We start from the raw sequence: 24903 nt of genomic DNA, 5'->3' as shown, positions 1-24903 counted from the left end.
AGACAATCAATTTTCCGTTAACTATGAAATTTTTCATTGACACAGCCAATCTGGCTGACATTCAGGAAGCTCAGGATATGGGTATTCTTGACGGTGTTACCACCAACCCTTCGCTCATGGCCAAAGAAGGCATTACGGGCAAAGACAACGTAATGGCTCATTACAAGAGAATCTGCGAAATCGTGCAAAACGATGTAAGCGCAGAGGTTATCTCGGTCAAATACGACGAGATGATTAAGGAAGGCGAAGAACTGGCTGATATTGATGAGAACATCGTGGTGAAAGTGCCGATGAGTGGCGACAGCATCAAGGCGATTAAATATTTCTCAGAAAAAGGTATTCGCACCAACTGTACGCTGGTGTTCTCGGCAGGTCAGGCCTTGCTGGCGGCTAAAGCAGGCGCTACGTATGTCTCGCCGTTTGTGGGTCGGTTGGACGATGTCTCGACTGACGGGATGGCGCTGATTGAGCAGATTGTGAACATATACACCAACTACGGCTATACGACCGAAGTTCTGGCCGCATCGGTGCGTCACCCCATGCACGTTATTCAGTGTGCCGAAATCGGTGCCGACGTCATGACGGCTCCCCTGAGCGTGATGAAAATGCTGCTCAACCATCCCCTTACCGACAGTGGTCTGGCTAAATTCCTAGCCGACCACGAAAAAGCAAATCTGCCGGTGAAATGATTTCTGAATTACGATTTACGAGGTACGATATATAGCTACTGCTCAACAGATCGTACTTCGTAAATCGTAAATCGTACTTTCTTATGTTTTCCTCTGAAGCTGTTCTCACTCTCGATCACGCCGATATTTATCAGGGTAAGAAATTAATTCTGGGCGATGTTTCCTTTCAGATTGACAAGGGCGAGTTCGCCTACCTGATTGGCCGCACGGGCAGCGGTAAAACATCGCTTCTTAAAACCCTCTACGCCGATCTCTGGCTTCAAAATGGTAAAGGCTTAGTGGCTGGGTATACGCTCGATGCCCTGAAACCGCGCGATGTACCCCAACTGCGCCGGAAAATTGGGATTGTTTTTCAGGATTTTCAGTTGTTCTTCGACCGGTCAGTCGAAGACAACCTGAAGTTTGTGCTCAAGGCAACCGGCTGGTCCAACAAGACCGACATGAACAACCGCATTGCCGACGTGCTGATGCAGGTTGGCTTAGGCACGGCTCAGAAAAAGATGCCGCATCAGCTTTCGGGTGGTGAGCAGCAACGGGTGGTAATTGCCCGCGCCATGCTCAATGAGCCGCAAATTCTAATTGCCGATGAGCCAACGGGCAACCTCGACCCATCCGTTGCCGACCAGATTATGAAGGTGTTCCAAGCTATCAACAATGCCGGAACTGCCGTCCTGATGGCGACCCACAACTATGATTTGCTCCACAAATATCCTGCCCGTGTGCTGCGCTGCCAAGATGGACAGGTCGTGGAATTGAAGGGGTAATTTTCACTTCCTATACACCTGCACTTTCTGGCTATTAATGCCTGCAATCAACTGATTGTTCACAAATGTGAGCGACCGCACATCCCCGCGCAGGTAGAGACCTGACTGATATTGCGGCAGGTATGTAAAATTACCTTTCCGGTCGTTCAAAAAAACCTGACCATAATTCGCGTCGATATTCCCCGTTCTGACACGCCCGTGGGTCTGGTTTCCTGCCATCACGATGTCTTTAAATCCGTCGCCGTTCAGATCCTGCGCAGCAAGGGCATATACCGGCGAGAACTGCGCCTGAATGGGTAATCCCTTACGCTCAAAACGGCCTTTATTATTGACCAGATAGAGCGTCGACAACTCATTGACCGCCGATTTTGCAGGCGTTTTTCCTTTAAATTCGTTTAATACGTCGTCGGCTGTGGCATCTGAATAGGTGGCGTAGGATGTGTACTTTTTGCGAAGGGGCGCTAACTGGTCTAATAGTTCATCGCGGCTGTAGGCCGGATAGTTTTTCCCCTGAATGTAATAACAAATGATGGGGTCGAGGGTGCCATTGCCATCGAAATCATCGGTCAGCATGGTTAGCGGTAAATCGGGTGAGGCTTTGAAATGACAATTCAGGCCGTAGTTTCCCACAATCAGATCAACGTCGCCATCCTGATCGAAATCGTCGCCGATGACGCTTTGCCAGAAGCCAGTCGTCTGCTCCAGGTCATCGCGTATGCGTTTGAAAACGCCCCGCTCGTTTTGCAGTCGGATAACGGGCGTCCACTCTCCTACGGCCACAATATCGTCGAAACCATCGTTATTAAAATCGACAACGCAGGCATCCGTCAATAGGCCTAAATCTGTAAACGCTTCATTTTTCACCAGCATAAATTTCCCCTTTTCATTTCGATACAATCGACTCGGCTGAAAACGGGGATACTGATTCGGGCTGACAGACCCGCATACGAACAAATCCAGATCGCCATCTTTATCGAAATCAAGTACGTCGACACTGTTGCCTGCGTAATCGTTGAGGTCTAATCGGTTACTGTCTTTCGTAAAATTCCCCTTTCCATCGTTCAGGTAAAGCCGATTCTGGAGCAGCAGATCGTTTGGCAGATATTCGTAGCCTCCACTGGTAACGTATAAATCCAGGTCGCCATCAGCATCGGCATCCAGAAAAGCCGCATCGGTATCGGTGCAAAGCGCATCCTGTTTAAAAGCAGCCTGACTACTTTTCAAAAAACGGCCACTCGTCTGTTGCAGAAATAATTCACCCGGCTGCCCTTTTCCGCCCCCAATGTACAGGTCGTCCAGTCCATCTTTATTCACGTCGCCTTTGGCCATGCGCGGACCCGCATACGAGTACATGTGCGGCAGCAGTAATTGCCGGCCAAAGTCATTTAAGGGAAGTTGCTGATGGTCAAAATCCAGCGTATTCGTCAGGGTGAACATCGGCCTGACAGCGCCCGGATTTGGGGTAGTCGCTGAAGAATCAGGTGCGTAATTAACGGTTAATCGTTGATTGACTTTGATATTTCGGAGTTTCTGAACGCGTCCATCCGGCCATATAACCACCAGGCTATCAATCGATTGCTGTTTTCCCAGGCCGAAGTGCATTGGAATCATCATACTGCTCTGGAACCCATGCGTTGGTGTGTACTGCTGGTATTGTTGTAGGCCGCTACAGTATACGTACACTTTTGTACCCGTTGCCGATTGCGCGGCTTGTTCCGGCCCCGTCGGGGCACCGCTGGATTGGCTTGGGTTCAGGACAAGATTAATGAAGTGGTTTTCAGCCTTCTCAACGGCAAAGTTCTGGTAGACGAACGCTTTTTCGTTGATATTATTCGTCACGATTTCCAGGTCGCCATCGTTGTCCAGATCGGCATAAACGGCCCCATTGGAAATGACCGGCGTATCGAACCCCCAGTCGGTTTGTTTATTGGAAAAGGTCAGATTGTGCTCGTTTCTAAAGATGTAGTTTGGCGTTTTAGTAGAGGGCATGTGGCTGATAACCTCCATTACGGACTGGTTCTTTTGCTGCCCCTGGTCGGCGTAGTATTTCACGAAATCGTTGTTCGTGTAATCGCGCAGGTAGCCGTTGGTCACGAACAGGTCTTTGTAGCCATCGTTGTCATAATCGGCCAGCAGTGCCGACCAGCTCCAGTCGGTGCCTGAAATGCCCGCCAGTTGACCAATTTCGCTGAACACGGGCAGGGAGTGCGGTGCAGGGCGCAGGGTAGTATTGCTTGCTTCCTGCTCCCGGCTCCCGGCTCCCGGCTCCGTGCCCATATTCAGTTGCAGCATATTCCGCATTACTTCGGGATGGAATCCATTGCGGAGCATCGACAGGTAGGCTTCGTACTTATCAGGGCCAAACAACAGTTTCTGCCGTTTGTTGTCTTCGGGCAGCATATCCATCGTGACGATGTCGGGCAGCAAATCGTTGTTGATATCGCCCACATCGTTGCCCATCGAAAAGTAACTCACATGACCCGTTGCCAGCTTCACAACATCGGTAAACGTCCCGTTTTTATTATTCAGATACAGATAATCTTCTTCCAGGTAATCATTGGAAACGTAAATATCTGTCCAGCCATCCCCGTTCAAATCGGCGGTATGAATACCCAGCCCAAAACCGATTGGATTCCCTTTAATGCCCGCCTGAATGCTCACGTCCACAAATTTCCGGTTCGGCCCGTCGTTTCGCATCAGCCGATGACCGGCCAGCGAATCGCGCATGGCATGAATTGCGTCTGCATCGAAGCGTTTGAAATCCTTTACGTTATGATTGAGCAGGTAAACGTCTAAGTCGCCATCCCGGTCATAGTCGAAAAAAGCGGCCTGGGTAGCGTAGGTCGTCAGGTCAAGCCCGTAGTCGGCAGCCCGGTCAGTGAAGGAAGGCACACCGTTGCGGCCATTTTTGTTGTTGATATAAAGTTTATGCCGACGCAGCGCCGGTTTGCTGATGTTGCCCGAAACGGATACGTACAAATCCTGCCAGCCGTCGTTGTTAATATCAACCACGGTTACCCCGGTTTTCCACTCGCCGTGCCAGGTTATACCGGCCTCGTTGGTGATGTCTTTGAACGACAGTTTTCCTTCGTTCAGATACAATTTATCCGCACCCTGATTGGCGGTGAAGTACAAATCAATCAGGCCATCGTTGTTGAAATCGGCGGCTGCCACGCCCCCGCCATTATAAAAATATTCGTAGTTGAGAACGTTGTCTTTTTCGGTTTCCTGAAGCGTATTCGCGAATTCGATATGTGTGTCGTCGGCAGTTAACCGGGTAAACATCGAATCAGACGATTTGCTTTTACAGCCGGCAACGAGCAAAATCAGGATAAGAAAATAAATGAACTTCATGCGTTAAGTTACCTGGCAACAGGCCGTATAATCGACTAAGATAACAAGAAAAATGCCTCCAGATGCTGAAGGCATTTTTCTCAGGTTGAACTCTCCCTCACTGGAACGCCGGACCACCCCGGCTCCAGGGGCGAGGGGATTACTGCTTATCCCACCAAACACGGGTCGTAAACAAATCCGGCCCCTGCCGCGTGATGGCTGCCTGAATATTGGGATTGATACCCGGTTCGCCCTGCGGATAGCGCAACCGGCGCGGAATCTGCCCGTTGGTTTCGTTGCCGGGATAATTTACCGGAGTCAGAACGGGATAGCCCGTTCGGCGCCAGTTCGACCAGCCCTCAATGTGGTTGAGCACTGACCCCGTAATGAGCCACATTTCGGTATGGATGGCGTTCATTTTTGCATCCAGTGCGCCCGCCGGATACGGATTAGCAGCCGCATACGTAGCCACGTCGGCATCAGCAATCGTGCCAGCATACACGGTCAACTGCCGAAGACCCGCTGCCTGTCCGGCGTCAAATTCGGCTTTGGCCGTTCCGGTTGCCCAGCCCCGCTCAATGGCTTCGGCTTTCAGCAACCGGGCTTCGGCGTGGGTCATGATGAAGAACGGATTGTCCAGCGCGTACATATTCGGGGCCACCCGCGAATAGTTATCCAAATTGGTTTCGTCGAGGGCTTTTAAGCCGGTAGGGTCCGTTCCGGGCGGAATGCCGCGCTGTTTGGCTACGGTCCGGTCGCCACTTTTCAGGGCAGCAATGACGGGCAAACGTGGGTCTTTGCGGGCTTTCATCGCATCAATGAATGTTTTGGCCCATTGAATGTTATTACCGGCTGCAATACCCCGGCCAGCCCCCAGGTTCCACGAATTGGCGTTCGAGTTGGTACCCGCTCCCGTGTTGGAGAATTTGATGGCAAAGGTATCGTCGTTGCTGGCCATGATACCACCGTCGATGGCTTTTTTGGCCCAGGTTTGAGCAGCCGCAGCATCTACCTTCTGCATCCGCATGGCCAGTCGAAGCATCAGCGAATTAGCGGCCTTTTTCCATTTATCCAAATCGCCCGCATACAGAAAGTCGGCTGTCTTAGGAATGTAGGCACTGGCGCTGAGCGCCTTACCAGCTTCATCCAGTTCTTTCAGCATGTCGGCATAAATGTCTTTCTGAGCGTCGTATTTCGGCGAGAAAATGCCATTCAGAAAACCTAAACCTGCTTCGGTGTACGGCACATCGCCATACAGATCCGTCAGAATAGCCATCTCCACAACGCGCAGAATGCGGGCCATCGAGAGAATATTTACATTTTTCGGATCGGCTTTAGCCAGCGTAATCAGGTTGACCAGGTTTTTGATTGAATTCGGATAGGAATTCACAAAATAGGCTTCGCTCAAATCGCCCTGGTAGGTATAGACGGTTCCGCGATAGAAACCAACCTCAACCGACGACATCTGCTGAATGACCGTGGAGGCATAAATGAAATTGGCCCGCCAGGATTTATAGCCCGGATCACCAGCCGCTCCCGGAATATACAGCGTCGAGGCCGACAACAGGTAGTCCAGCGGAACGGCCGCCGGGGCGTTTGGATTGACGTTGATGGTCTCAAAATCCTTCGTACACGCGCCCAGACTGGCCAAAAGAGTGATACTTATGAATAGTTTACGTAACATATCGAAATTTCGTTAAAGAGGGTTGGACATTTCAGGTTCCAGGTTTCAGATTAGCCGACCGCACCGGCACAGTTGTTTTCGCATGATCAGCCAACCTGAAACCTGGAATCTGAAACTGTTTTAAAATTTCAGATTCAAATTAACCCCCACCGTCCGGGTGGCCGGTACACCTGCCAGTTCAAGCCCCTGCGCGTTCGAGTTGTTATACGTCGATTCGGGGTCGATGTTCGGGGTGTGCTTCATCAGGATGGCTAAGTTGCGCCCAACGAGCGAGATAGACGCTCCTTTGATTGGCGTTCTGGCAAACACCTTCGCCGGAAGCGTGTAGTCGATAATGACCTGACGGAGTTTGAGGAAGTCGGCACTGTACACAAACGGATCGGCAATGTTAAACAGGCGCTGGTAGTACTGCTGCGCTGGAACTCTCACTGCATTCGGCTCGCCTTTCTCGTTTACTCCCACGCCAACAATACCCGTTTCGCGCCCTTCGAGTGTGGTGTTGAGCAAACCGCGATTGTTGGCATACGCATTGGTTCCAGAGTAAAGTACTCCCCCAAATTTGCCATCAATCAGGAAGCTAAGACCAATGCCTTTGTACCGGAAGGAATTATTAAACCCAAGTGTAGTGGGTGCAACGCCCGTGCCAAAGTTGACCAGATCGCCCTGCATGGGGTAGCCCTGCGAGTCATAAACGATGGCTCCAGTCGTACTGCGCTTGTAGGTAAATCCTTTCACCTGGCTGTAGGGCAGGCCCACGTCCTGGTGAATATAAGCAATCCGGGTACGGTTTTCGTCTACGCGCAGGGTGGTCAGGTTACCATACAGGCTTACTACTTCGCTTTTGTTGTAGCCCATGTTGAACGACGCATCCCAACTAAAGTCTTTGCCTCCGGCTACGCGGTAGGTTAGCAGGAGTTCGATGCCTCTGTTAGAAATCTCGCCGACGTTGAACAACGCACTGTTGTAGCCCGATGTATTGGATATGGTGGCTCCCACAATGTCGTTGGTGGTTTTGCGGGTATACACGGCAAAGTCGATACCCAGTTTGTTGTTAAACAGACGCGCTTCCAGACCTGCTTCCGACGTGGTCGAGGTCAGTGGCTGTAGGTTGGAGTTTGGCACCCGGTCGCCATTGATCTGCGCCAGCGGAGCGCCTAAATGAGCGCCAACCAGGCCATAATAGAGCGACAGATTATACGGGTCGGTGTCACCCCCGGCCTGTGCCCAGGACCCTCTGAGTTTCAGATAATTGATGGCTTTGGGCATTTTAACCGCTTCTGAAAGCACAAAGCTGCCTCCTACCGACGGATACAGGATGCTGTTGTTGCCCGCTGCCAGGGTCGAGAACCAGTCATTGCGGGCCGTAGCCGTTATGAACAGGTAATTGTTATAGGAGAACTCAGCGGATCCATACACCGAATTAATTCGTTTTTCGATGTAGTTTTCGCTGGAATTGCGGGCCGCTGGGTCGATGTTCGAGATGTCGTAGAAGAAGGGAATGTTAAAGTTATTACCGCCGTAGTTTGAGTTCTGATACACCTGACGCATCAGGTTACCGCCAAACAGGGCATTGATGCCAAAGCGGTCGGCGAATTTCCGGTTTACCCCCAGCAACAATTCGGTGTTCGTTTCGGTAAAGTTGCGGTTCGTAACGCCCATGCCTCCGCGTGTCTGAAACGGCGTTCCATAGGGCGTGATCGTCAGGTTGCGGTAGTTGAAGTTATCGAAGCCTAAGCGGCCCCGCAAAAACAGCCAGTCGGTAAAATTGTAACGCGGTTCGATAACGCCAATAATCCGGCCTTTTTTATCTTCCTGCCGCCAGCCGTAAGCAGCCACGTAAGGATTCTGGATATAAATATTATCTGACCAGGTTTTTTCGGAACCATCGGCATTGTACTGGCTTGCTTCTAAGGACGCTATGTCCAGCGAAGTGGGCATAGCATTGAGGGCGTAGGTAGCACTACCCGGCGAATCCGATAAGCGGGGGCGGTTTTTGGTTCGCTCCAGAATATACTTGACATTCGTCACGATGGATAGCTTTGACCCCAAATTCGCGTTAACATTCAGCGCAAAATTGTTCCGGCGAAGCCCACTGTTCGGAATAACCGATTGGTTGTTGAGGTCATTCATCGACAGGCGGTACGTAATACTTTCCGTAGCGCCGGTAAGCGCGACTGAGTTCGTAAACGTACTGCCCGTCCGGTAAAACTTCGACTGATTATCGCGGTAGGCTGAATAAGGCCTCGATACGCCATCGAAATTAATCGTAGACGACCCATCCAATTTGGTCCCCCAGCTATTCGACGTCAGGGCTTCGGCAATAGTTGTCGGTTTAATGCCGTTGTTACCTGCACCGTATTCATACTGATAATCTTTATAGGTTGGCAGTAACAGGTTCTCGGCCACGTAGTTACTATTAATTTCAACACCGATACCTTTGTTGGCTTTGCCGCCTTTGGTAGTCACCAGAATAACGCCGTTCGACGCCCTCGATCCATACAGGGCCGAAGCGGTAGCGCCTTTCAGCACGCTGATGGTTTCGATTTCATCGGGGTTAAGGCTGGAAATACCGTCGCCACTGTCGCCACCGCCCCACATGCCGGCAGCGCCTAAGTTATCGTTGTTGATGGGTGTGCCATCCACGACAATCAAAGGCTGGTTATTGCCCGAAATCGAGCCATTGCCCCGAATGATAATCCGGGCTGAGCCACCCGGTCCTGTTGCGGTGTTGGCAATGTTCAGACCAGCCACGCGGCCCTGCAGGTTGTTTGCTAAGTTAACCGTTCGGGCCTGGGTCAGTTCCTCTCCTTTCACTTCAGAAATGGCATAGCCCAACGCTTTTTTCTCCCGCTTAATGCCCAGGGCCGTAACAACAACTTCGTCGAGAACCGACGATTGCGGGGCCAGCGATATATCGAGTACAGTACTATTGCCAACAGCAACGTCTTTAGCCACATAGCCAATAAAACTAACTGTGAGCGTCGACCCCTTAGGTACCTGTAATCGATAGTCTCCTTTGTCATCGGTGACGGCTCCCTGCCGGCTACCCTTTACCACTACGTTGGCTCCGTAGATGGGCGTACCTCCTTCGCCGGTGACACGGCCTCTCACTTCCGAACTCTGAGCAAAGCCGAGCGTGGTCAAAAGGGAGAGAAAAAGGATTTTGAGATAAAGTAAGTGTTTCCGCATAATTGTGAAATAGTTAAGAGTAAGGTTTGTACTACCAATTCTGTTCACTACAGCGATTGTTGGCAATTGTCAAATATAGGCTATGTCTATCTGGTTTATGTAATACAATTTTGCTAAATAATAACACGTTTTGACTAATCGCAGGATGAATTTATGAGCTAAATAACCAGCCTGGCAGGTGTCATTCGCTGCTATAGCCCAGTACCTCTGTAGGCAACAGTATCCAAATATAGAAATTTGATTTTTAAATTCTTTACTGACTTCACACTAAATATTCATTTTTTTTACTATCTGTACACTATTCACTTTCTTCAAGTCAATAGAACGCTGATTTTTATGACAGGTATGATTTTCACTAATTTTTTTAGATTATTCTAATAAATTATTCTCTTTTTTACTCTATTAAATCATAACAAACCTTATCAATCATAAAAATCAGCGTTCTATTATTATAGTAAGAAGCTGCTCCAAATACAGACGTTTATGTTTACCAGAAGAGGCTTAGCCTGTTAATATGTGAGCTGAAACCGCAACGGTAGGCCCAGGCAGCAGCAACAACCTTATTACGTTACCCTGATACTACCCATGTTACAGGCCTGGCTTCATAGCAAAAGTGTAGTGCGTTCATCGACAATACATGAATACCGCCAGCAGTAATTTGGGAGGGTGCTTTTCGGCCCGATGAGTAGAACAGCCGCGTCGGGTCGTTATCTGAATCAGTTTCTATTGCTCAAAAACCGTTGCTTTATGCCTATTAATCGTCGCCACTTTCTAACCTCACTAACGGCTCTTAGCGGGGTCTCATTCGTAGTTACTAATCAATCCGTTATTGCTGAATCGCTGGATAGACCGATGCCCATTTCCTGCAACGCTTATACTTGGGGAACGTTCTACGGGCGTGAGCAAAAGCAGTGGATGGCCGATCCCGACGCATCGCTGAGTGAGTATGTTAAAACCGGCCTGACCGCCTATGAACCATCGTTTAATACGGCTGACGAAGTTAAAAAGCTGGCTCCGTACCTGATCAGGTATAAACTGGCGATGCTATCGTTGTACGTTAACAGTTCGCTTCACCTGGCCGACGACGCGCAAAAATCCATCGATTCGGTGCTGGCCATCGCCGATGCGGCTAAACCACTGGGGGCGCGTACCATCGTAACAAATCCAAATCCCATCAAGTGGGGCACCGAGGACGACAAAACCGACGCCGATTTAACTGAACAGGCCAAAAACCTTGACCGGCTGGGCGCTGAACTCCGCAAGCGGGGCATCACCCTGGCCTACCATACCCATGCGCCCGAACATCGACAGGCCGCCCGCGAATTTCACCACATGCTGCTGGCCACCGACCCCAAAAACGTGTCGCTTTGTTTAGACGCCCATTGGGTGTATAGGGGGTCGGGCAATTCGCAGGTGGCGTTGTTCGATGTAGTCAAATTATACGGCAAACGGGTTATGGAAGTACACATACGGCAATCAAAAAATGGAATCTGGCAGGAAACCTTCAGCGATGGCGACATCGACTACCGGCGGTTGGCCGCCGACCTGAAAGCGCAGGGTGTGAAACCCCTGTTAGTGCTGGAGCAGTGTTTAGAGAAAGGTTCGCCTAACACAATGGGGCCGGTAGAAGCCCATAAACAGGATTTGGCCTACGCGCGCGATGTATTTGCGGGCTTACTCGGATAACGAAACAAACGGGATACTTAGCGGTTATTCAGGTGGGTGAATGTCATGGTTACTCACCAAACTAATTTCTATTTAAACTCACGTTATCCTTATGGAACCCAATATTGGTCTCGAAAAAGATGTCCTCAAACAGGACAACGTATTGCTAAATGACTTTCTGTCGGACCTGCACGTCCTTTACATCAAAACACGCAAGTATCACTGGAATGTGGCCGGGCCAAATTTCATGGAATACCATAAATTCTTTGAGAAGCAGTATAAAGCCATTGAAGCGGAGATTGACGAAGTAGCCGAGCGAATCCGGCAGTTGGGCGGTACGCCACTGGCAACAATGGCCGAGTTTATTCATAACACGAGCCTGAAAGAAGATGCCGGAAAGCCCAAAGGAACGCCCGATATGTTCAAAAATCTGCTGGCCGACCATGAGCAGATCGTTCGTGAACTGCGCGAAGATGTTGAGAAGTGTGACGAAGAATTAAACGACGCCGGTACGGCTGATTTCCTGACGGGCCTTATGGAAGCCCACGAAGCGATGGCCTGGATGTTGCGGAAGTACCTTTCTTAATTATGAATGATGAATGATGAATTATGTTGTTATTGCCTACATTCATCATTCATCATTCTATAAGTGCCTAAATCCCTCTCCCTTCGCTCTGGCCTCGGCAGTGTACTCTTCTGGTCAGTTATTTCAGCCGCGTTTATTGGTCCTGGTTCAGTTACGGCCTGCGCCATAGCCGGGTCGAAATATGGCCTCCAACTGCTTTGGGTGCTGACTTTCGCCACCTTAGGTACGGTCTGGCTACAGGAGGCAGCCGCCCGAATTACCATTGCTACTGGTCAGGATTTGGGGCAGGTTATTCGGCAAACCTACGTCGGAGTGCGGGGCCGCTGGGTAGCCTGGGCGTTGTTTCTGGCTATCTTTCTGGGCTGTGCAGCCTACCAGGCGGGCAACATTCTTGGAACCGTTTCGGGTCTTAAGCTACTGACGGGCCTACCAGTCCCATTCCTAACCGTTGTGGTTGGGCTGGTCTGCATAACGTTGCTGTGGATCGGTTCAACGCAGGGTTTAGCTAATTTTCTGGGGCTGATTGTCTTTGCAATGGGTGGCGCTTTTATTTACGTCGCTTTCGGTGCGCCCGTATCCCCTTCAGAACTAACCACTGCCCTGGTTGTTCCCACAATTCCAGATGGCTCACTGTTGCTGATCAACAGTTTGATCGGAACGACCATTGTTCCTTACAATTTATTCTTTGGATCGAGTATTGTATCGGGGCAATCATTGAGTGAAATGCGGCTGGGCATCTGGGTGGCCGTGGTGCTGGGTGGTATTATATCGGTGGTGCTGCTACTGGCCGGGCTGCTCATTCCCGGCGATTTCTCGTATCCGCACATGGCGCAGGTGTTAACCGAACGGCTCGGTACCTGGGCAGGGACGTTGTTTGCCTTTGGCTTGTTTGCGGCTGGATTTGCTTCGTCGCTGACGGCTCCACTGGCGGCTGCCATTACGGCGCAAAGTTTGCTGGGAGTCCGCAAAAATTCGCCTACCTATCGGCTCATCTGGCTTCTGGTCATGACGACGGGCCTGCTTTTTGGTTTTTTAAACGCTACGCCGATACCAATAATCGTGGCCGTTCAGGCCATAAATGGTATTTTGCTTCCCTTTGTGACAATTTTTCTGTTTGCCGCTGTCAATAACCAAACGTTATTAGGCAACACCTACCGCAACTCCGTGCCGCAAAATATAGGCATGGGCCTGGTGGTTGTTGTTACCGCTATACTGGGCCTGTGGAATGTCTGGCTGGCATTTCAGGGAACGTGAGCAGGGCGCATAATCCCTGCCTCCCGCACCCGGCTATTTCCTAAGCTGACGATTCTGCTGTTCGAGTCGTTCGATGCGCTTCTGCTGCTCAATCAGGCGCAGGGTAAGTTCTTCATTTTGTTTCACCAATGTAGCCAGTAAGGTGGTCAGGTCGGCACCCTGTTTCACCATCTCGCTGGCGCTGGGCATATCGGGCAGATGTTTGTATTGGCGGATGTACTGCTCTATTTCGGCCAGGGGCTTCAGGCGATAGGCAGGTGCAAATACGTGATCGGCCCACTGCTGCTCAGATGCTGGCTGCACGTGCATAACAAAGGCCGACAGCCGACCAGCCAGTGTAACATCGCCCTTCTCACTGACGGTCAGAAACTTACCAGCTATTTCGCTGGAAGCGGGCGAGTTGGCTGTCAGGTTCGTCAGCCGGAGACCACTACGACCATCGGCACCGGCGGTTAATTCAAGCCGGTTCTGCGGAGTTGATGTGCCAATGCCGACGTTGACATTATTGCCCAGCACCAGCGCATTACTGCTCAGCACACGGGCGTTGGCCCCAATGGCCGTTGCGTTCGATAAGCCTACCCCTACCCCAACCGCGTTGGCTCCCAGCAACGTATTGTCCTGCCCATCCGTCCCATCGAATCCCGCATTAGGCCCGATCAACAAATTGCGCTGCCCCCGCCGACTGCCCTGCCCCGCGTTATAACCGATAAATACGTTATCGTTCCCATCGGTATTGAGCTTACCGGCTTCGTAGCCAACAAATGTATTATGGCTTCCTATGGTATTGGGGAAACCCGCTTTGTAGCCAAAATACGTGTTGTAGGAACCGGTTGTATTGCCCTGCCCGGCCTGACTACCTATAAATGTGTTGAAAGTGCCACCGATAACCGCACTGGTACTCTGGCCAATAAACAGATTATTGGTGCCATTCGGCGACTGGAAACTGACCACCTGATCGTTAGGGGTAATGATCTGGCTTTGGGCGAAGGTTTGAGCAGCCAGGCCGATAGCGAACAGGCCTATAGTTAGTGTATACATTTTCATAGCAGCACTGGTTATCAAGTCTAAAAAGTACAGCAATTTTTATTCCCTTTTTCTTTTCTCTACTGATTCAGAACTAATTATTGAGTGAACGGATCAAATTTACTCCTTCGTAGCTTGGCTACGCATACGCTATCTACCACTGTATCAATAAAATGGGATTGACTGCACAGAGCAGTCAATCCCATTTTACTATAGAAATCCCTGTATTTGCGGCAAAAATCAGGCCCCTAATTGTCGGCTAAAATGGGCATGATCCCAATTAATATCGAGATGGGTAATACGGTCAGCATTATCGAACTGAAATACGAAAACATGATCGCTGTTGAATGGCAAACCTCTGTTGGTGATTCCCATAAAATCCTGATTCTGTTTCCCAAAAATAGCTACATGTGCCGTAACGGTATCGCCTTCGGTGGTCATGCTGTCAACGGTATTATCAACGTTGGGAAAGCTATCCATGATCAGTTGCCAGACAGTCTTGCCAAACTCCCAGAACGACCCTTTTCCATCGTCGCCCATGGGTTGAAAATGCACGGTTGCATCGGGCGTGGCGAGTTGTATCATGCGGGCTGTATCCAGGTCCTGATAAGCCGAAAAGAAAGCCAGACACGCACCCTTTCGGGTCTGTTCGGTAAGGTCAGTTTTGCTGAGCGTTTCCATAGTTTTAAGTGTGTTTATTTCGTCAAAGCTGTTTCTTTAGGGTAATTTGTATGTTCCTTGATTTTACGAATCTGCCGCAAATGCCGGTCCACGTGTCCCCACTGGTAAATGTACACCTGGTGCATATTGCGCGGGAATTTTGTGGCCGTTAGTTCAAACTGCGCCCGCATGTCGGCCTGCGTTGTATCGGCAAAGCCAATGGCCTGATCGCGAAGCCGCCGGAAAAATGTCAAATTATTTTTTCCCTGAATAAAACCCGTTGGCCGCGAAAAATCGGGAGACTTGTGCGCGTTGGCCTCCATAATGAAATCATGGTAATAACTATCCGGGTTGCTGGTCGCTATAAGATCAGGGCGGGGGGTGTTGCGGATACCCATTCCGATTTCGCGCGCCCAGATAATCTCCCAAAGGGCCAGGTGTTCCACCACTTCGGCAATACTCCAGCGGTCGGGCGTTTCGTGAAACTGCCACTGAGCATTGGTCAGATTTTCGGTTTCGCGGGTAAGGTCATCGCGGGTGCGTTTGAGGTTATCGACCGTGTATTTCCGGTCGGCCTCGGTCCAGAGTTTCTGGGCATATGTTGCCGGGATCATCAGCGAAAAAGCAAAACACAGAGTAAGTAGAATTCGCATGGCAATAAGCTGATATGAGTGAATAATATAAGATTACTTTGCCGGTGCCGGCGCTTTGGCAAATACTTCCCGCAGTTTTCCTTCCCACCCCTGCTGCACGTATTGACCATTTTCGAGCGAAACGGTAAACTTCTCGGCATTTCCCTTTCGTTTACCATCGGGTTGCCATGACCAGAACTCGTTGGTTTCAGTCAGCGTTTTTCCATCGAACTGGTACGTGGCTCCGCCTGCGCCGTCGAACTGCCGGGTAGCAGGGTTGTAGTAAGCATAAACGACCATTGGGTAGCTGAACACCTTAACCACCTGCATGTGTTTATACTTGCCTTCGCCCAAACGCTCTACCCCACCCCAATCACCTTCTTTCATGAACCAAACCCCTTCCAGGCCCGCATTTTTCAGCGGTTCACTGACCCTGACCCGTTCGCTGACTTCATTAATGGGGTAGTTCTGATACTTCCCGGAGTTCATAACGCCAAACTGCTCGTATTGCTTCTGGCTAATTTTGTAGTCGAATGTAAAGACATTGCCGACCGCCGTGGAATCCCAGGAGTAGAAATTCACTTTCTCAATGTACTTCCCATTTTTGAGTTCATAGGTACCACCACAGGCCCCATTAAACAGCTTAACACCCGCTATTTTTTCATCGTAGCGCCCCCGGCGTTTGTCATCGTAGGAGGCACTGAACCAGTAACCGTCCCGGAAAACCTTAATGGCCGTGACCGAATCACGGGTTTTCCATTCGGTCATGGCTCCGTACTTGTTTTTTGTCTGACGGAACGCACCATTGAGTTTGCTAACCGGCTCGTCGGACTCAAAGGCCAGAACGGGTAGCAGCGTGAAGAGGATCAGAAATTGCTTCATCATCGTATCGTTTACGTGGATTCGATGGCAAAGCTATGAGAGACTCAGGTGCAGAAATTGTAAAAATGCGACATTCGCTCAGGATAAATAATTTGTCAGTTCGAGGTTATCCTTCACGTAATGGGTTGGCCGCTTGCCCATAAACTGGGTGAACTCCCGGATGAAATGCGACTGGTCATAATAGCCGCACTCATAAATCAGATCGTGCCAGTCGGTCACCTGCCAGCGTTGAGTAGCTAACTGGGCGCAGAGAAAGCCAACGCGCCGAATACGGGCGTAATATTTCGGGCTGACCCCGACTTTCTGCAAAAAATGCCGCTCAAACTGCCGCCGACAAACGTATAAATCGGTCATCAGTTCGCCCACATTCACGATGCCTTTTCGGTCCACAATCAGGTTCGCGGCAAAGTCTGTCCGGTCAAATGTGCTGCCTTTTTTGAGTAGCTGACGATTCAGAAACTGATCGAGCAACCGAACCCGCGCCAGTGGGCCATCAGCTTCCATAATTTGCTCGTGCAGGAACGTGAACGTTTTTCCCAGTGCATCGGCCAGGTTGATTCGTTCGTTGGTGAACTCATACATGGGCAGGCCAAACAACGACGATACGCCCGCGGGTTTAAAAACAATACCCACCATACCAACGCGCCCACTGAGGTTTAGAGTATAGCTTTGCGTGGCCTGTCCGGTCAGGAAAGCCGACGGCGCTGCCAATGATTCGTGTTTACCAGTATCGACCCGATAGACATCGCCATAGTTAAACATCATGGACGCAAAGCCCGTTGGGGGCGACTCGATGCACAACGGATTGGCAAGCGTTTCGCGTTTTTCCCACACGAAGTAACACTCAACGAAGGACGATAAGGGCGTAGATGGAGCGAATTTCCGGTAGTACATAGGTAGGTGCTGACGGGTTTTCCGGTTGAAATTGTCAATTTTAACCCACTGAATGGCAATGCCTTACCGGCAATTTATCCAACGGTAAGCGTAATTAGCCATCCATAAAAAACTAACCTGTTTTTAACACTACCGAATTGTCCTGTTGCGTAACTTTACAGGTAGTAAAGCGACCCCATTGCGTCAATACATATACCTGATGAAGCCTTTTTCCAGTTTGAACTTTATACTTAGCGTTGGCCTTATATCCGGCTTAGTGAGCGGTTGCGCCCCAACCGTTACGACTTACGTGCTTGAGCCGGTGTCGGGTGATGTAACCCGAATAGAGGGTCGTCCGGTCACCAAAGCCGAGCAGAATGGCGTGGGTGTAGTGGCCTCCTTCGAGCGGGAAGATTTAGAATTTGTTACGCTGGATATCGAAGTAAAAAACCATACCGACTACCCAATTGAGGTTAACCCCGCCGATTTTCATTTCGTTGCGCTCGGTGCTGCTCAGGATACCCTCTCTGACCCTGTCAACCCAGGCCTGACGCTTAACCGCACAGCCGCCGACCCCGCCTACGAAGCCGGGCGTTTGACTCTGAAACGTAAGCAGGAAGAAAAACGCCTGAAACGGGCTAAAGTCCTCAATACGATTCTAATGGTAGCGGCTGTTGCGTCGGATGTGTCTTCCTCAGCCAATAGTCGTTCCTACCGCGAGTACGGCAATAACCGGGCAATACATTATGGTATCTATCAGGGTATTGCCATCAAACGCGCCATCGACCACGGCACCTTCGCCGATCGAATGCAGCGATACGATTATGAAGAATATCGCTGGCGCGAACTGGCCCTGAAAGCAACTACACTTGCCTCCGGCGAATCAGTGCGGGGATTTGTGTATCTACCCAAAGTGGCGGGAGCACGTTATCTGGCAATTAATTACACCCTGCCCGAACAGGCTACTGTCCCTTTGTTGTTCAAACAAAATTTAGTAGAACAGAGACCGACACGCCGACGGTAATGTTTGTTTCAACCGGGCCGCCGGGCCGGTTGAAACGTTTAATTTGTTACCATTCATCTTCATCGTCTTCAAAGGCCTGCTGCGCCCGCTGCAATTCCTGAAGGGTTTTTTGGTTATTCTGCGCCTGAGCCAGCGCAATTCCTTTCTCGTATAATTCAGCCGCCCGGTCACGTTCCTCAAATTTGGTATACAGAGCGGCTGCATGGTAATAGGTCGGCAAATAGTCCGGGTGATTGATCAATAGCTGGTCGAAGTAGATGCGTGCCTGTTCTGGCCGACCGTTCAGAAATTCCATTGCCAGTGCATAAACATTGAATGGCTCATTGGGTTCTTCTTCTACAAATCGGCTTAGTTCTTCAATACGTTCGTTGTTCATCGTGCAAGAAAAATAGTATGCGTGCATACTATTTTTTAATAATGTTTGTAGATTTGAGCCATAAAAGTAGTGATTTAGTCAATAGCGGTTAGTCGGTCGTCATTAAGCAAGTGGCTCAACGATTATTTGGACCAACTAACGACGACCGACGAATCATTACCAAAACCACAAAACCCCCAAAAGCATGAAAATATTAGTGTGTGTGACGAGTGTACCCGACACCACCACCAAAATCGCCTTCACCGACAATAACACGAAACTGAACAAGGCGGGTGTAACCTTTATTACCGGTCCCTACGACGACTATGCGCTGGCGCGGGCCGTTGAGCTGAAAGAAAAAATGGGGGCCTCGATTACAGTGCTGAACGTTGGCGAAGCCGACTCCGAACCTGTTATCCGCAAGTGCCTTGCCATTGGCGCCGATGATGCCATTCGGGTAAATGCGGAGCCGACCGATGCTTACTTTGTGGCCGAACAGATTGCCGCCATCGCTAAAGAAAATAACTATGACCTGATTCTCATGGGCCGCGAATCCATTGATTATAACGGCGGACAAGTTCACGGCATCGTAGGTGAAATGCTCGGAATGCCCTCTATCTCACCCGTTATGCTCCTCGACCTTGATGGCGACACGGCTAAAATCACCCGCGAAATTGAAGGAGGCAAAGAAAGCCTGGAGGCTAAACTTCCCCTTGTGCTGGGCTGTCAGGAGCCAATTGCCGAGTGGAAAATTCCAAATATGCGCGGCATTATGACGGCCCGCACGAAACCCCTCAAAATAGTGGAGCCAACTGGCACCGATAAACTTACGACCGTTGGCAGTTATGAACTTCCGGCCCCGCGTGGCGCTGTAAAGATGATTTCAGCCGACGAAGCAGAAACACTGATTCAACTTCTCCGCACCGAAGCAAAAGTCATTTAAACCAAAGTTATATAGTTGAAGAGTTTTATAGTTAGAAAGTTCTCGCTGACAGAACGACTATACAACTTTACAACCTTATGACTTTATAACTCTTACTAAAATGTCCGTTCTCATATTTGTCGAATTAGACGAGGGTAAACTCAAGAAATCTTCTCAGGAAGCTATTTTTTACGGAGCCAGAATTGCCGAAATGACTGGCACATCGGCTACTGCTATCATAGCTGGTGTTGCCGACGACACCGAGCTGGCTTCGGCGGGCCGCTTTGGAGCGACCAAAGTACTGCACGCAACGGATGCGAAGCTAAACGAGCCAAATGGCATGGCCTATGCTACCGTCGTAGCCGCTGCTGCTCAACAGGAAGGCAGCAAGGTTATCGTGCTGGCGAAGTCATCGCTGGCCGATGCAATGACGGCCCGGCTGGCCGGTAAACTTAAAGCTGGTTTAGCCGCAAACGTTATTGAACTGCCCGATTTGTCGAACGGGTTTCGGGTTAAAAGCAGCATCTACACCGGTAAGGCATTTGCCTATAACGACCTGAAAGCCGACGTAAAAATTCTGGCGATCAAGAAAAATACAATTACGCCCAAAGAAACTGAGTCAACGGCCTCCGTCGAATCATTTACGCCTGCGCTGAACGATGCTGATTTTGTCGTTTCGGTTAAGAGCACAGAGAAATCGTCAGGTGATATCCTATTGCCCGAAGCCGACTTTGTGGTATCGGCGGGACGCGGACTGAAAGGGCCTGAAAACTGGGGGCTCGTTGAAGACCTGGCCAAAGCACTTCATGCCGCTACGGCCTGCTCAAAGCCAGTATCTGACCTGGATTGGCGGCCCCACTCCGAGCACGTTGGCCAAACCGGTCTGAAAATCAGCCCGAACCTGTACATTGCCTGTGGTATATCGGGCGCCATTCAGCACTTGGCGGGCGTAAACTCCTCGAAGGTAATCGTAGTTATTAATAAAGACTCGGACGCTCCGTTTTTCAAGTCGGCAGATTATGGTATTGTTGGCGACGTCTTCGACATACTACCCCGCCTTACGAAAGCGGTGAAGGCTTTATAGAAAGGTGATTGGCGATGAAGTCGGAAATTTGTTAGTAACATTACCCGCTATTTTTACTTCCGACTCTATCGCTTACGACTTTTTGTTAAATTCGCGTCGTGGATAAGATTAAGCTGGAAATATTAGGATTGTCACCCAGTCAGTCGCAGTCAGGCTCATTTGCGCTGGTGTTAGGTGAGGAATATGGCAACCGTCGGCTGCCCATCATTATCGGCATGTTCGAAGCGCAGGCTATTGCAATCGAAATTGAAAAGATTGTACCAAACCGACCTATGACGCATGATTTGTTTAAGCAATTTGCCGAACAATTCAAGTTCACGGTTCGTGAAATCATGATTTCAGCCTTACGTGAGGGTATTTTCTTTGCCAAGATTGTTTGCTTCGACGGTGTTCGGGAGTCGGTCATTGACGCCCGCCCCTCCGATGCGATTGCGATTGGCATTCGATTCGACGTGCCTATTTATACCAATGAATCAATCTTGTCTGAAGCAGGCATTACGGCTACCGGCAACGATGAGGAAGAAGAGCAGGAAGAACTTGTGCGTTCGTCAAATCGGTCGTCAACGCGGTCATTTGGCGATCAACTAAAAAACGCTTCATCCGAAGAGCTCCAACGCATGCTTGAAGAAGCCCTCGGTAACGAAGAATATGAGCGGGCCGCCAAAATCCGCGATGAGATGAGCAAGCGTAATTAGGAATCTTTCATGAATATTTTAACCGCTAAAAAGCCATCACAATCGGATGGCTTTTTAGCGGTTATTTTCTTTTTTTCTTCCGGATTACCAATTCACGATAGCCAGACGTAGGATCAGGCTCCCGTGCAAAAACGATATCGGGCATCACGCCAATAACCACTTCAGCGGTTGTATAGACTTTGCAGCCATCCAGTAAATGGCCGCCCACTGTTCGCCCGGTAGAATCCGACACGGACAAATGAATATGACTGCCGCCGGTCGAGAGTGTTCCAACCAGCGAAACAATCTCAAAATGGCCTCGCCACACAGTCTGGCTTTCCTGATTAGCCAGTCGCAAGGTTACATCCGTTAAACTACCAACGCAGGTTAGCACCGCCCCAGCTTCGATCCGCTCCTGGCGAATGACCGATTCTATTTCTTTTTTTAGATCTTGCCCAGGCCTTAATCGAAATGAATACGTGTGCATTGTAGCCGAAGCGGTAGGTGCAGTTGAGGAGTTGGGCTGTGCGTCCAGCATAGTAGTAAACCAGTGAAAAAGGGTAAACAATAAAAAACTTCGCATGTATATTATCAGATAGTGAGGTTGAATCGAGGGATGCGAACCTGTATAATTCGGGCTATTTTGGCCTTTATCCCTTTTTTAGTACGGCTCTAATGGCACCGGCTCAAGTTAAACCGGGTATACCGCTCCCGTCAAAATTTGTCGAAATTAACTACTTATCCATCGACAGTTACGCCCGCAATACACCTGAACCAGCCGCCCACAAGTTAAACACGCTTAGCATCATCTATTTGACATCACCCACAGTAATTTATTAACCAGTGCCCTGTAGAATGAAAAAACTGTTGAATTCATCTGTTCCGTTGGTCGCATCAGGTTAGCTAAACAGCCGCAAATCTGCCTGTAAGCATTCGACAGACAGGCGATACCTATCAGCTCAAAAGACCGATTTTATAACGTGGCAGTTCAACATTTATGTACTTGCCAAACCGAAAGGCTCTCGTTGTGAACGAGTGAAATCCTAAGAAAGTACTGCCTCCTCCACAATAAGCAGGGGTTAAACAGGAAGGTATATAAGAAGAACTAAACTAGCTTCTCGAACTATCCGCCATCAATAAGGGAAATACCGGACATCTCTGCAAACGCATCAAGCTAAGTCTGTTAAAACAAAAAACCGGAAGCGTTGGCCTCCGGTTTTTTGATTAGTAGTTATTAGGTTATTCAACTCCGAACATTACATCCGACCGGCGACCGCTGTTACCAGCCCGGCGACGGGTTGCTCTTTTCTTAACTGGTGCAGGCGGAGCCAGCAGTTTAGTTTTCTGAGCATCTGTTAGCGGCTTCAGGTCAGTAATTGAGTAACTGTTGTCGCTAATCGTGGTGTTGAAGCTACCCACTGTTTGTTCAGGCTGTCCATTGCAAGGCAGTTTTGTAACCGTGAATACAGCGCGGAAGTACTGCACTTGCGGACGTACACGGCGACCTTTGAAGCGAATGGCATTACCACTTTCAATTTTAGCCTTCTCAGCCTGAAGTTGCTGAGCTAAACCGCCCGGCAGATCATTCAGGTTCATAATGACCGTGTTTGTATCGAATTCAATCGCGGCAGTAGCCAGGAGACGGTTCAGACCACGGTAGCGAAGACGAGTAACGGTATCACCTACTGAGGTAATTGTCCCGTTACAGTAGCAGACACTGGCCACTTCACGTGTGTAAGGGGTCCGGTAGAATACCTCTAAACGTTCCAGACGGTGACGATACTCGCAATCGGCCAGGGTAGTAATTCTTGGACGAATGCTTGAGAAACTCGTCGTTGCCACTTCACTCATGCAAGTACCACATTTAGCCGTTTGCTTGTTGTGAACTGTCACGTAGTAGAAGCCAGGGTTCAATTGACCATTCGAGAAGTAAGCGGCTGGGAATGTCAGGGTTGTATCAGTCGTGTTTTCTAACTGAGCAATTACCTGATCCGTTGCACCGGCAACTACCGAATCCGGACGATAATATAAACGAGCGGTAAATGTTTCGTTTTTCGGATTCGGAGTCGTGCTACGCCAGCTAATCACGGGAGCCGTAGCCGCTGTATTAACTGGTGCTGACTGTTGCGCGTTTGTGCTATCAACGAAGGACAGCGAAGCACCTTTAAGCGAAGCTCCGTTGAAACGGATGTTCAACTGAGGAATCGAGTCGCAGGTTGGGCAAACGGTTGGTGTTTTGGGGATAAGTTTTTTCTGAATAAACCCTTTCCGAACAGCCAAACCAGCACTAAAACCACCGTGTTTACGCTTAAACTCGTAGAGTTGGTCATCCACTCCGTTGATGATCAAATAGTTCAACTGCGTAATGAATCCCTGTCCCTGAACACCAATGTTCCAGTTATTCCGTAGCGGGAAGAAAATCCCTAACGAACCTAACGCACCTAAGTGATATAGGCGAGTGCTGGGGTTAACTGACCGAATAAGTCCACCACCTTCGACGAAAGACGGAACATTTGGCAGTGTCAGTGTAGATGGCGTAAAGGCTGTAATAGTAGCAGCTTCTGTACGAAACAAACCGCCCCTTGCAGCGGCCTCAATGAACGTAGTAGCACCCGGATTTCGACGGCTCCGTGCAATGGTGAACGTTAGAACCGGACCAACGGTCAGGAACATATCTTCAGAAGCCCGTTGCCGGATTGTCACCTGATCCCGGGTGAAACCACGTGATGCTGCCAGATTGTACAGATAATCGGTATAGATACTACGCGTTATATAGTTCTGATACCCAAAAGCGGCACCTACTGCAAAACGTAGCCGACGAGTAGCGGGCGTAAGGAAATAATCGACATTGCCGGTGATATTAAAACCAGCGCCATTATATAAGGTGTTATCGCGCTTGTTGGGGCCGAATGTATTCTCCCAAGTACCGCAATACGCAAAGTTGGGGCCCGCGAACAAGCCTACCCGCCAAGGCGACAATCGCCGGACTAAAATAAATGTTTGGAAGGTCGTATCACAGTCATCCAGCTCGGCGACATCACTGGCCTGTGCCTTGAAATCACCTCTTCGTAAGGTATCGGTATAAATACCTTTACCTAATCGATAGATATTTTCGCGTGTGTAGTTCCCGGAAGGAACGGTCGCTGATGGACTTACTGTGGCGGGTTGAACCCGGACCGTGTCGTTAGCCTGTTGAGCAAGACTAACAGAAGGTATTGCAAAACTTAGCAACACGAGTCCAGCCAGCATCCTCATGGGGTGTTGTTGGATAAATGTTCGCATACTTATTGAGTTAATTTGACGCAATGTTTCTAATTTAATGGTTGTTCTTCCGAATGCGGCAATGGAAACTTAGGGAATGGCAAACCCATTTAAACTATGGATTTTTCGCACAAACGGCTGGCTATCCATCCATAAAAGGGCTAAACCCACTATAAGACTAATTTTCGGGGTAAATGTTTCTCTGTGTTCCTGAAAAAGCTGAAATACTACCCGAAACATGCCTTTTTCCCTAAAGTTGAGGTCAAAAATGACCTCGCCACATAGACCATTTAATGATGTACACCAATAAATGGCCCCTCATCCACGATTTTTCTGCAATGTTAAGACT

General features: G+C 49.6%; 20 protein-coding genes. 9 read left to right on the top strand and 11 right to left on the bottom strand.

Translation table 11 applies throughout. From position 1 onward, the window contains the following. Nucleotides 1–23 precede the first annotated feature (23 nt). The gene (gene fsa, locus ACYVI1_RS17035) at nt 24–689 is read left to right on the top strand and encodes a fructose-6-phosphate aldolase (RefSeq protein WP_460911920.1); all 666 of its coding nucleotides are present in this window, start codon (nt 24–26) and stop codon (nt 687–689) included. An 83-nt stretch (nt 690–772) separates the two neighbouring features. Next, entirely contained in the window at nt 773–1453 is a 681-nt protein-coding gene (locus tag ACYVI1_RS17030) for a cell division ATP-binding protein FtsE (protein WP_460911918.1), read from the top strand. A gap of 3 nt (nt 1454–1456) precedes the next feature. Here the strand turns inward: ACYVI1_RS17030 and ACYVI1_RS17025 are convergent, their stop codons facing one another. The 3 genes from ACYVI1_RS17025 to ACYVI1_RS17015 form a co-directional block, all read right to left on the bottom strand. Then, complete coding sequence (locus ACYVI1_RS17025; protein ID WP_460911916.1) at nt 1457–4807, bottom strand: VCBS repeat-containing protein; 3351 nt, start codon at nt 4805–4807, stop codon at nt 1457–1459. A gap of 139 nt (nt 4808–4946) precedes the next feature. Further along, entirely contained in the window at nt 4947–6470 is a 1524-nt protein-coding gene (locus tag ACYVI1_RS17020) for a SusD/RagB family nutrient-binding outer membrane lipoprotein (protein ID WP_460911915.1), read from the bottom strand. Nucleotides 6471–6590: 120 nt separating this feature from the next. Next, entirely contained in the window at nt 6591–9659 is a 3069-nt protein-coding gene (locus tag ACYVI1_RS17015; RefSeq protein ID WP_460911913.1) for a SusC/RagA family TonB-linked outer membrane protein, read from the bottom strand. Nucleotides 9660–10406: 747 nt separating this feature from the next. On the opposite strand from ACYVI1_RS17015, the gene ACYVI1_RS17010 reads away from it, so the two are divergent. The 3 genes from ACYVI1_RS17010 to ACYVI1_RS17000 all read left to right on the top strand — a co-directional run bounded on the left by ACYVI1_RS17010 (nt 10407) and on the right by ACYVI1_RS17000 (nt 13164). Next, nucleotides 10407–11345, top strand: coding sequence for a sugar phosphate isomerase/epimerase family protein (locus tag ACYVI1_RS17010; protein ID WP_460911911.1), 939 nt, complete (start codon nt 10407–10409; stop codon nt 11343–11345). A gap of 91 nt (nt 11346–11436) precedes the next feature. After that, a complete protein-coding gene (locus ACYVI1_RS17005) occupies nt 11437–11910 on the top strand; it encodes a Dps family protein (protein ID WP_460911909.1) in 474 nt (157 codons plus the stop codon). Between the two features lie 63 nt (nt 11911–11973). Then, nucleotides 11974–13164 carry an Nramp family divalent metal transporter gene (locus tag ACYVI1_RS17000; protein ID WP_460911907.1) on the top strand — a complete coding sequence of 397 codons (1191 nt, stop codon included), beginning with the start codon at nt 11974–11976 and terminating at the stop codon, nt 13162–13164. 33 nt (nt 13165–13197) lie between these two features. On the opposite strand, the gene ACYVI1_RS16995 is transcribed toward ACYVI1_RS17000, so the two are convergent. The 5 genes from ACYVI1_RS16995 to ACYVI1_RS16975 all read right to left on the bottom strand — a co-directional run bounded on the left by ACYVI1_RS16995 (nt 13198) and on the right by ACYVI1_RS16975 (nt 17255). Then, on the bottom strand, nt 13198–14208 hold the full coding sequence (locus ACYVI1_RS16995; protein WP_460911905.1) for a hypothetical protein: 1011 nt from the start codon (nt 14206–14208) through the stop codon (nt 13198–13200). A 219-nt stretch (nt 14209–14427) separates the two neighbouring features. Continuing rightward, a complete protein-coding gene (locus tag ACYVI1_RS16990; protein ID WP_460911903.1) occupies nt 14428–14868 on the bottom strand; it encodes a nuclear transport factor 2 family protein in 441 nt (146 codons plus the stop codon). 14 nt (nt 14869–14882) lie between these two features. Further along, the gene (locus tag ACYVI1_RS16985) at nt 14883–15500 is read right to left on the bottom strand and encodes a DinB family protein (protein WP_460911901.1); all 618 of its coding nucleotides are present in this window, start codon (nt 15498–15500) and stop codon (nt 14883–14885) included. 33 nt (nt 15501–15533) lie between these two features. Beyond that, entirely contained in the window at nt 15534–16364 is an 831-nt protein-coding gene (locus ACYVI1_RS16980) for a hypothetical protein (protein ID WP_460911899.1), read from the bottom strand. A 75-nt stretch (nt 16365–16439) separates the two neighbouring features. After that, entirely contained in the window at nt 16440–17255 is an 816-nt protein-coding gene (locus tag ACYVI1_RS16975; RefSeq protein ID WP_460911897.1) for a DUF6597 domain-containing transcriptional factor, read from the bottom strand. Between the two features lie 217 nt (nt 17256–17472). On the opposite strand from ACYVI1_RS16975, the gene ACYVI1_RS16970 reads away from it, so the two are divergent. After that, nucleotides 17473–18258, top strand: a complete 786-nt coding sequence (locus tag ACYVI1_RS16970) for a hypothetical protein (protein WP_460911895.1) — start codon at nt 17473–17475, stop codon at nt 18256–18258. 46 nt (nt 18259–18304) lie between these two features. On the opposite strand, the gene ACYVI1_RS16965 is transcribed toward ACYVI1_RS16970, so the two are convergent. Then, nucleotides 18305–18634 (bottom strand): tetratricopeptide repeat protein, encoded by a 330-nt coding sequence (locus ACYVI1_RS16965; RefSeq protein WP_460911893.1) that lies wholly within the window; start codon nt 18632–18634, stop codon nt 18305–18307. 184 nt (nt 18635–18818) lie between these two features. On the opposite strand from ACYVI1_RS16965, the gene ACYVI1_RS16960 reads away from it, so the two are divergent. The 3 genes from ACYVI1_RS16960 to ACYVI1_RS16950 all read left to right on the top strand — a co-directional run bounded on the left by ACYVI1_RS16960 (nt 18819) and on the right by ACYVI1_RS16950 (nt 21314). After that, entirely contained in the window at nt 18819–19556 is a 738-nt protein-coding gene (locus tag ACYVI1_RS16960) for an electron transfer flavoprotein subunit beta/FixA family protein (protein WP_460911891.1), read from the top strand. 100 nt (nt 19557–19656) lie between these two features. After that, nucleotides 19657–20619 (top strand): electron transfer flavoprotein subunit alpha/FixB family protein, encoded by a 963-nt coding sequence (locus tag ACYVI1_RS16955; protein WP_460911889.1) that lies wholly within the window; start codon nt 19657–19659, stop codon nt 20617–20619. Between the two features lie 98 nt (nt 20620–20717). Then, nucleotides 20718–21314, top strand: coding sequence for a bifunctional nuclease family protein (locus tag ACYVI1_RS16950; protein ID WP_460911887.1), 597 nt, complete (start codon nt 20718–20720; stop codon nt 21312–21314). A gap of 61 nt (nt 21315–21375) precedes the next feature. Here ACYVI1_RS16950 and ACYVI1_RS16945 read toward each other — a convergent pair whose 3' ends face one another. Together ACYVI1_RS16945 and ACYVI1_RS16940 are read right to left on the bottom strand one after the other, a co-directional pair. Further along, a complete protein-coding gene (locus tag ACYVI1_RS16945; protein WP_460911885.1) occupies nt 21376–21831 on the bottom strand; it encodes a PPC domain-containing DNA-binding protein in 456 nt (151 codons plus the stop codon). Between the two features lie 701 nt (nt 21832–22532). After that, nucleotides 22533–24542: a hypothetical protein gene (locus ACYVI1_RS16940; protein WP_460912053.1), complete on the bottom strand. Its 2010-nt coding sequence runs from the start codon at nt 24540–24542 to the stop codon at nt 22533–22535. Nucleotides 24543–24903: the final 361 nt, after the last annotated feature.

The sequence above is a fragment of the Spirosoma areae genome, assembly GCF_054781775.1.
The sequence above is the reverse complement of the archived record's forward strand: the minus strand, read 5'-3'. Positions and strand labels throughout refer to the sequence as shown.

Bases quoted from the DNA above. Each gene is read 5' to 3' on its own strand.
- ACYVI1_RS16980 (WP_460911899.1), bottom strand. From the start codon at position 16,364: ATGATGAAGCAATTTCTGATCCTCTTCACGCTGCTACCCGTTCTGGCC.
- fsa (WP_460911920.1), top strand. From the start codon at position 24: ATGAAATTTTTCATTGACACAGCCAATCTGGCTGACATTCAGGAAGCT.
- ACYVI1_RS17020 (WP_460911915.1), bottom strand. From the start codon at position 6,470: ATGTTACGTAAACTATTCATAAGTATCACTCTTTTGGCCAGTCTGGGC.
- ACYVI1_RS16940 (WP_460912053.1), bottom strand. From the start codon at position 24,542: ATGCTGGCTGGACTCGTGTTGCTAAGTTTTGCAATACCTTCTGTTAGT.
- ACYVI1_RS16945 (WP_460911885.1), bottom strand. From the start codon at position 21,831: ATGCTGGACGCACAGCCCAACTCCTCAACTGCACCTACCGCTTCGGCT.
- ACYVI1_RS17005 (WP_460911909.1), top strand. From the start codon at position 11,437: ATGGAACCCAATATTGGTCTCGAAAAAGATGTCCTCAAACAGGACAAC.
- ACYVI1_RS16985 (WP_460911901.1), bottom strand. From the start codon at position 15,500: ATGCGAATTCTACTTACTCTGTGTTTTGCTTTTTCGCTGATGATCCCG.
- ACYVI1_RS16965 (WP_460911893.1), bottom strand. From the start codon at position 18,634: ATGAACAACGAACGTATTGAAGAACTAAGCCGATTTGTAGAAGAAGAA.
- ACYVI1_RS16960 (WP_460911891.1), top strand. From the start codon at position 18,819: ATGAAAATATTAGTGTGTGTGACGAGTGTACCCGACACCACCACCAAA.
- ACYVI1_RS16990 (WP_460911903.1), bottom strand. From the start codon at position 14,868: ATGGAAACGCTCAGCAAAACTGACCTTACCGAACAGACCCGAAAGGGT.
- ACYVI1_RS16975 (WP_460911897.1), bottom strand. From the start codon at position 17,255: ATGTACTACCGGAAATTCGCTCCATCTACGCCCTTATCGTCCTTCGTT.
- ACYVI1_RS17030 (WP_460911918.1), top strand. From the start codon at position 773: ATGTTTTCCTCTGAAGCTGTTCTCACTCTCGATCACGCCGATATTTAT.
- ACYVI1_RS16955 (WP_460911889.1), top strand. From the start codon at position 19,657: ATGTCCGTTCTCATATTTGTCGAATTAGACGAGGGTAAACTCAAGAAA.
- ACYVI1_RS17010 (WP_460911911.1), top strand. From the start codon at position 10,407: ATGCCTATTAATCGTCGCCACTTTCTAACCTCACTAACGGCTCTTAGC.
- ACYVI1_RS16995 (WP_460911905.1), bottom strand. From the start codon at position 14,208: ATGAAAATGTATACACTAACTATAGGCCTGTTCGCTATCGGCCTGGCT.
- ACYVI1_RS17025 (WP_460911916.1), bottom strand. From the start codon at position 4,807: ATGAAGTTCATTTATTTTCTTATCCTGATTTTGCTCGTTGCCGGCTGT.
- ACYVI1_RS17015 (WP_460911913.1), bottom strand. From the start codon at position 9,659: ATGCGGAAACACTTACTTTATCTCAAAATCCTTTTTCTCTCCCTTTTG.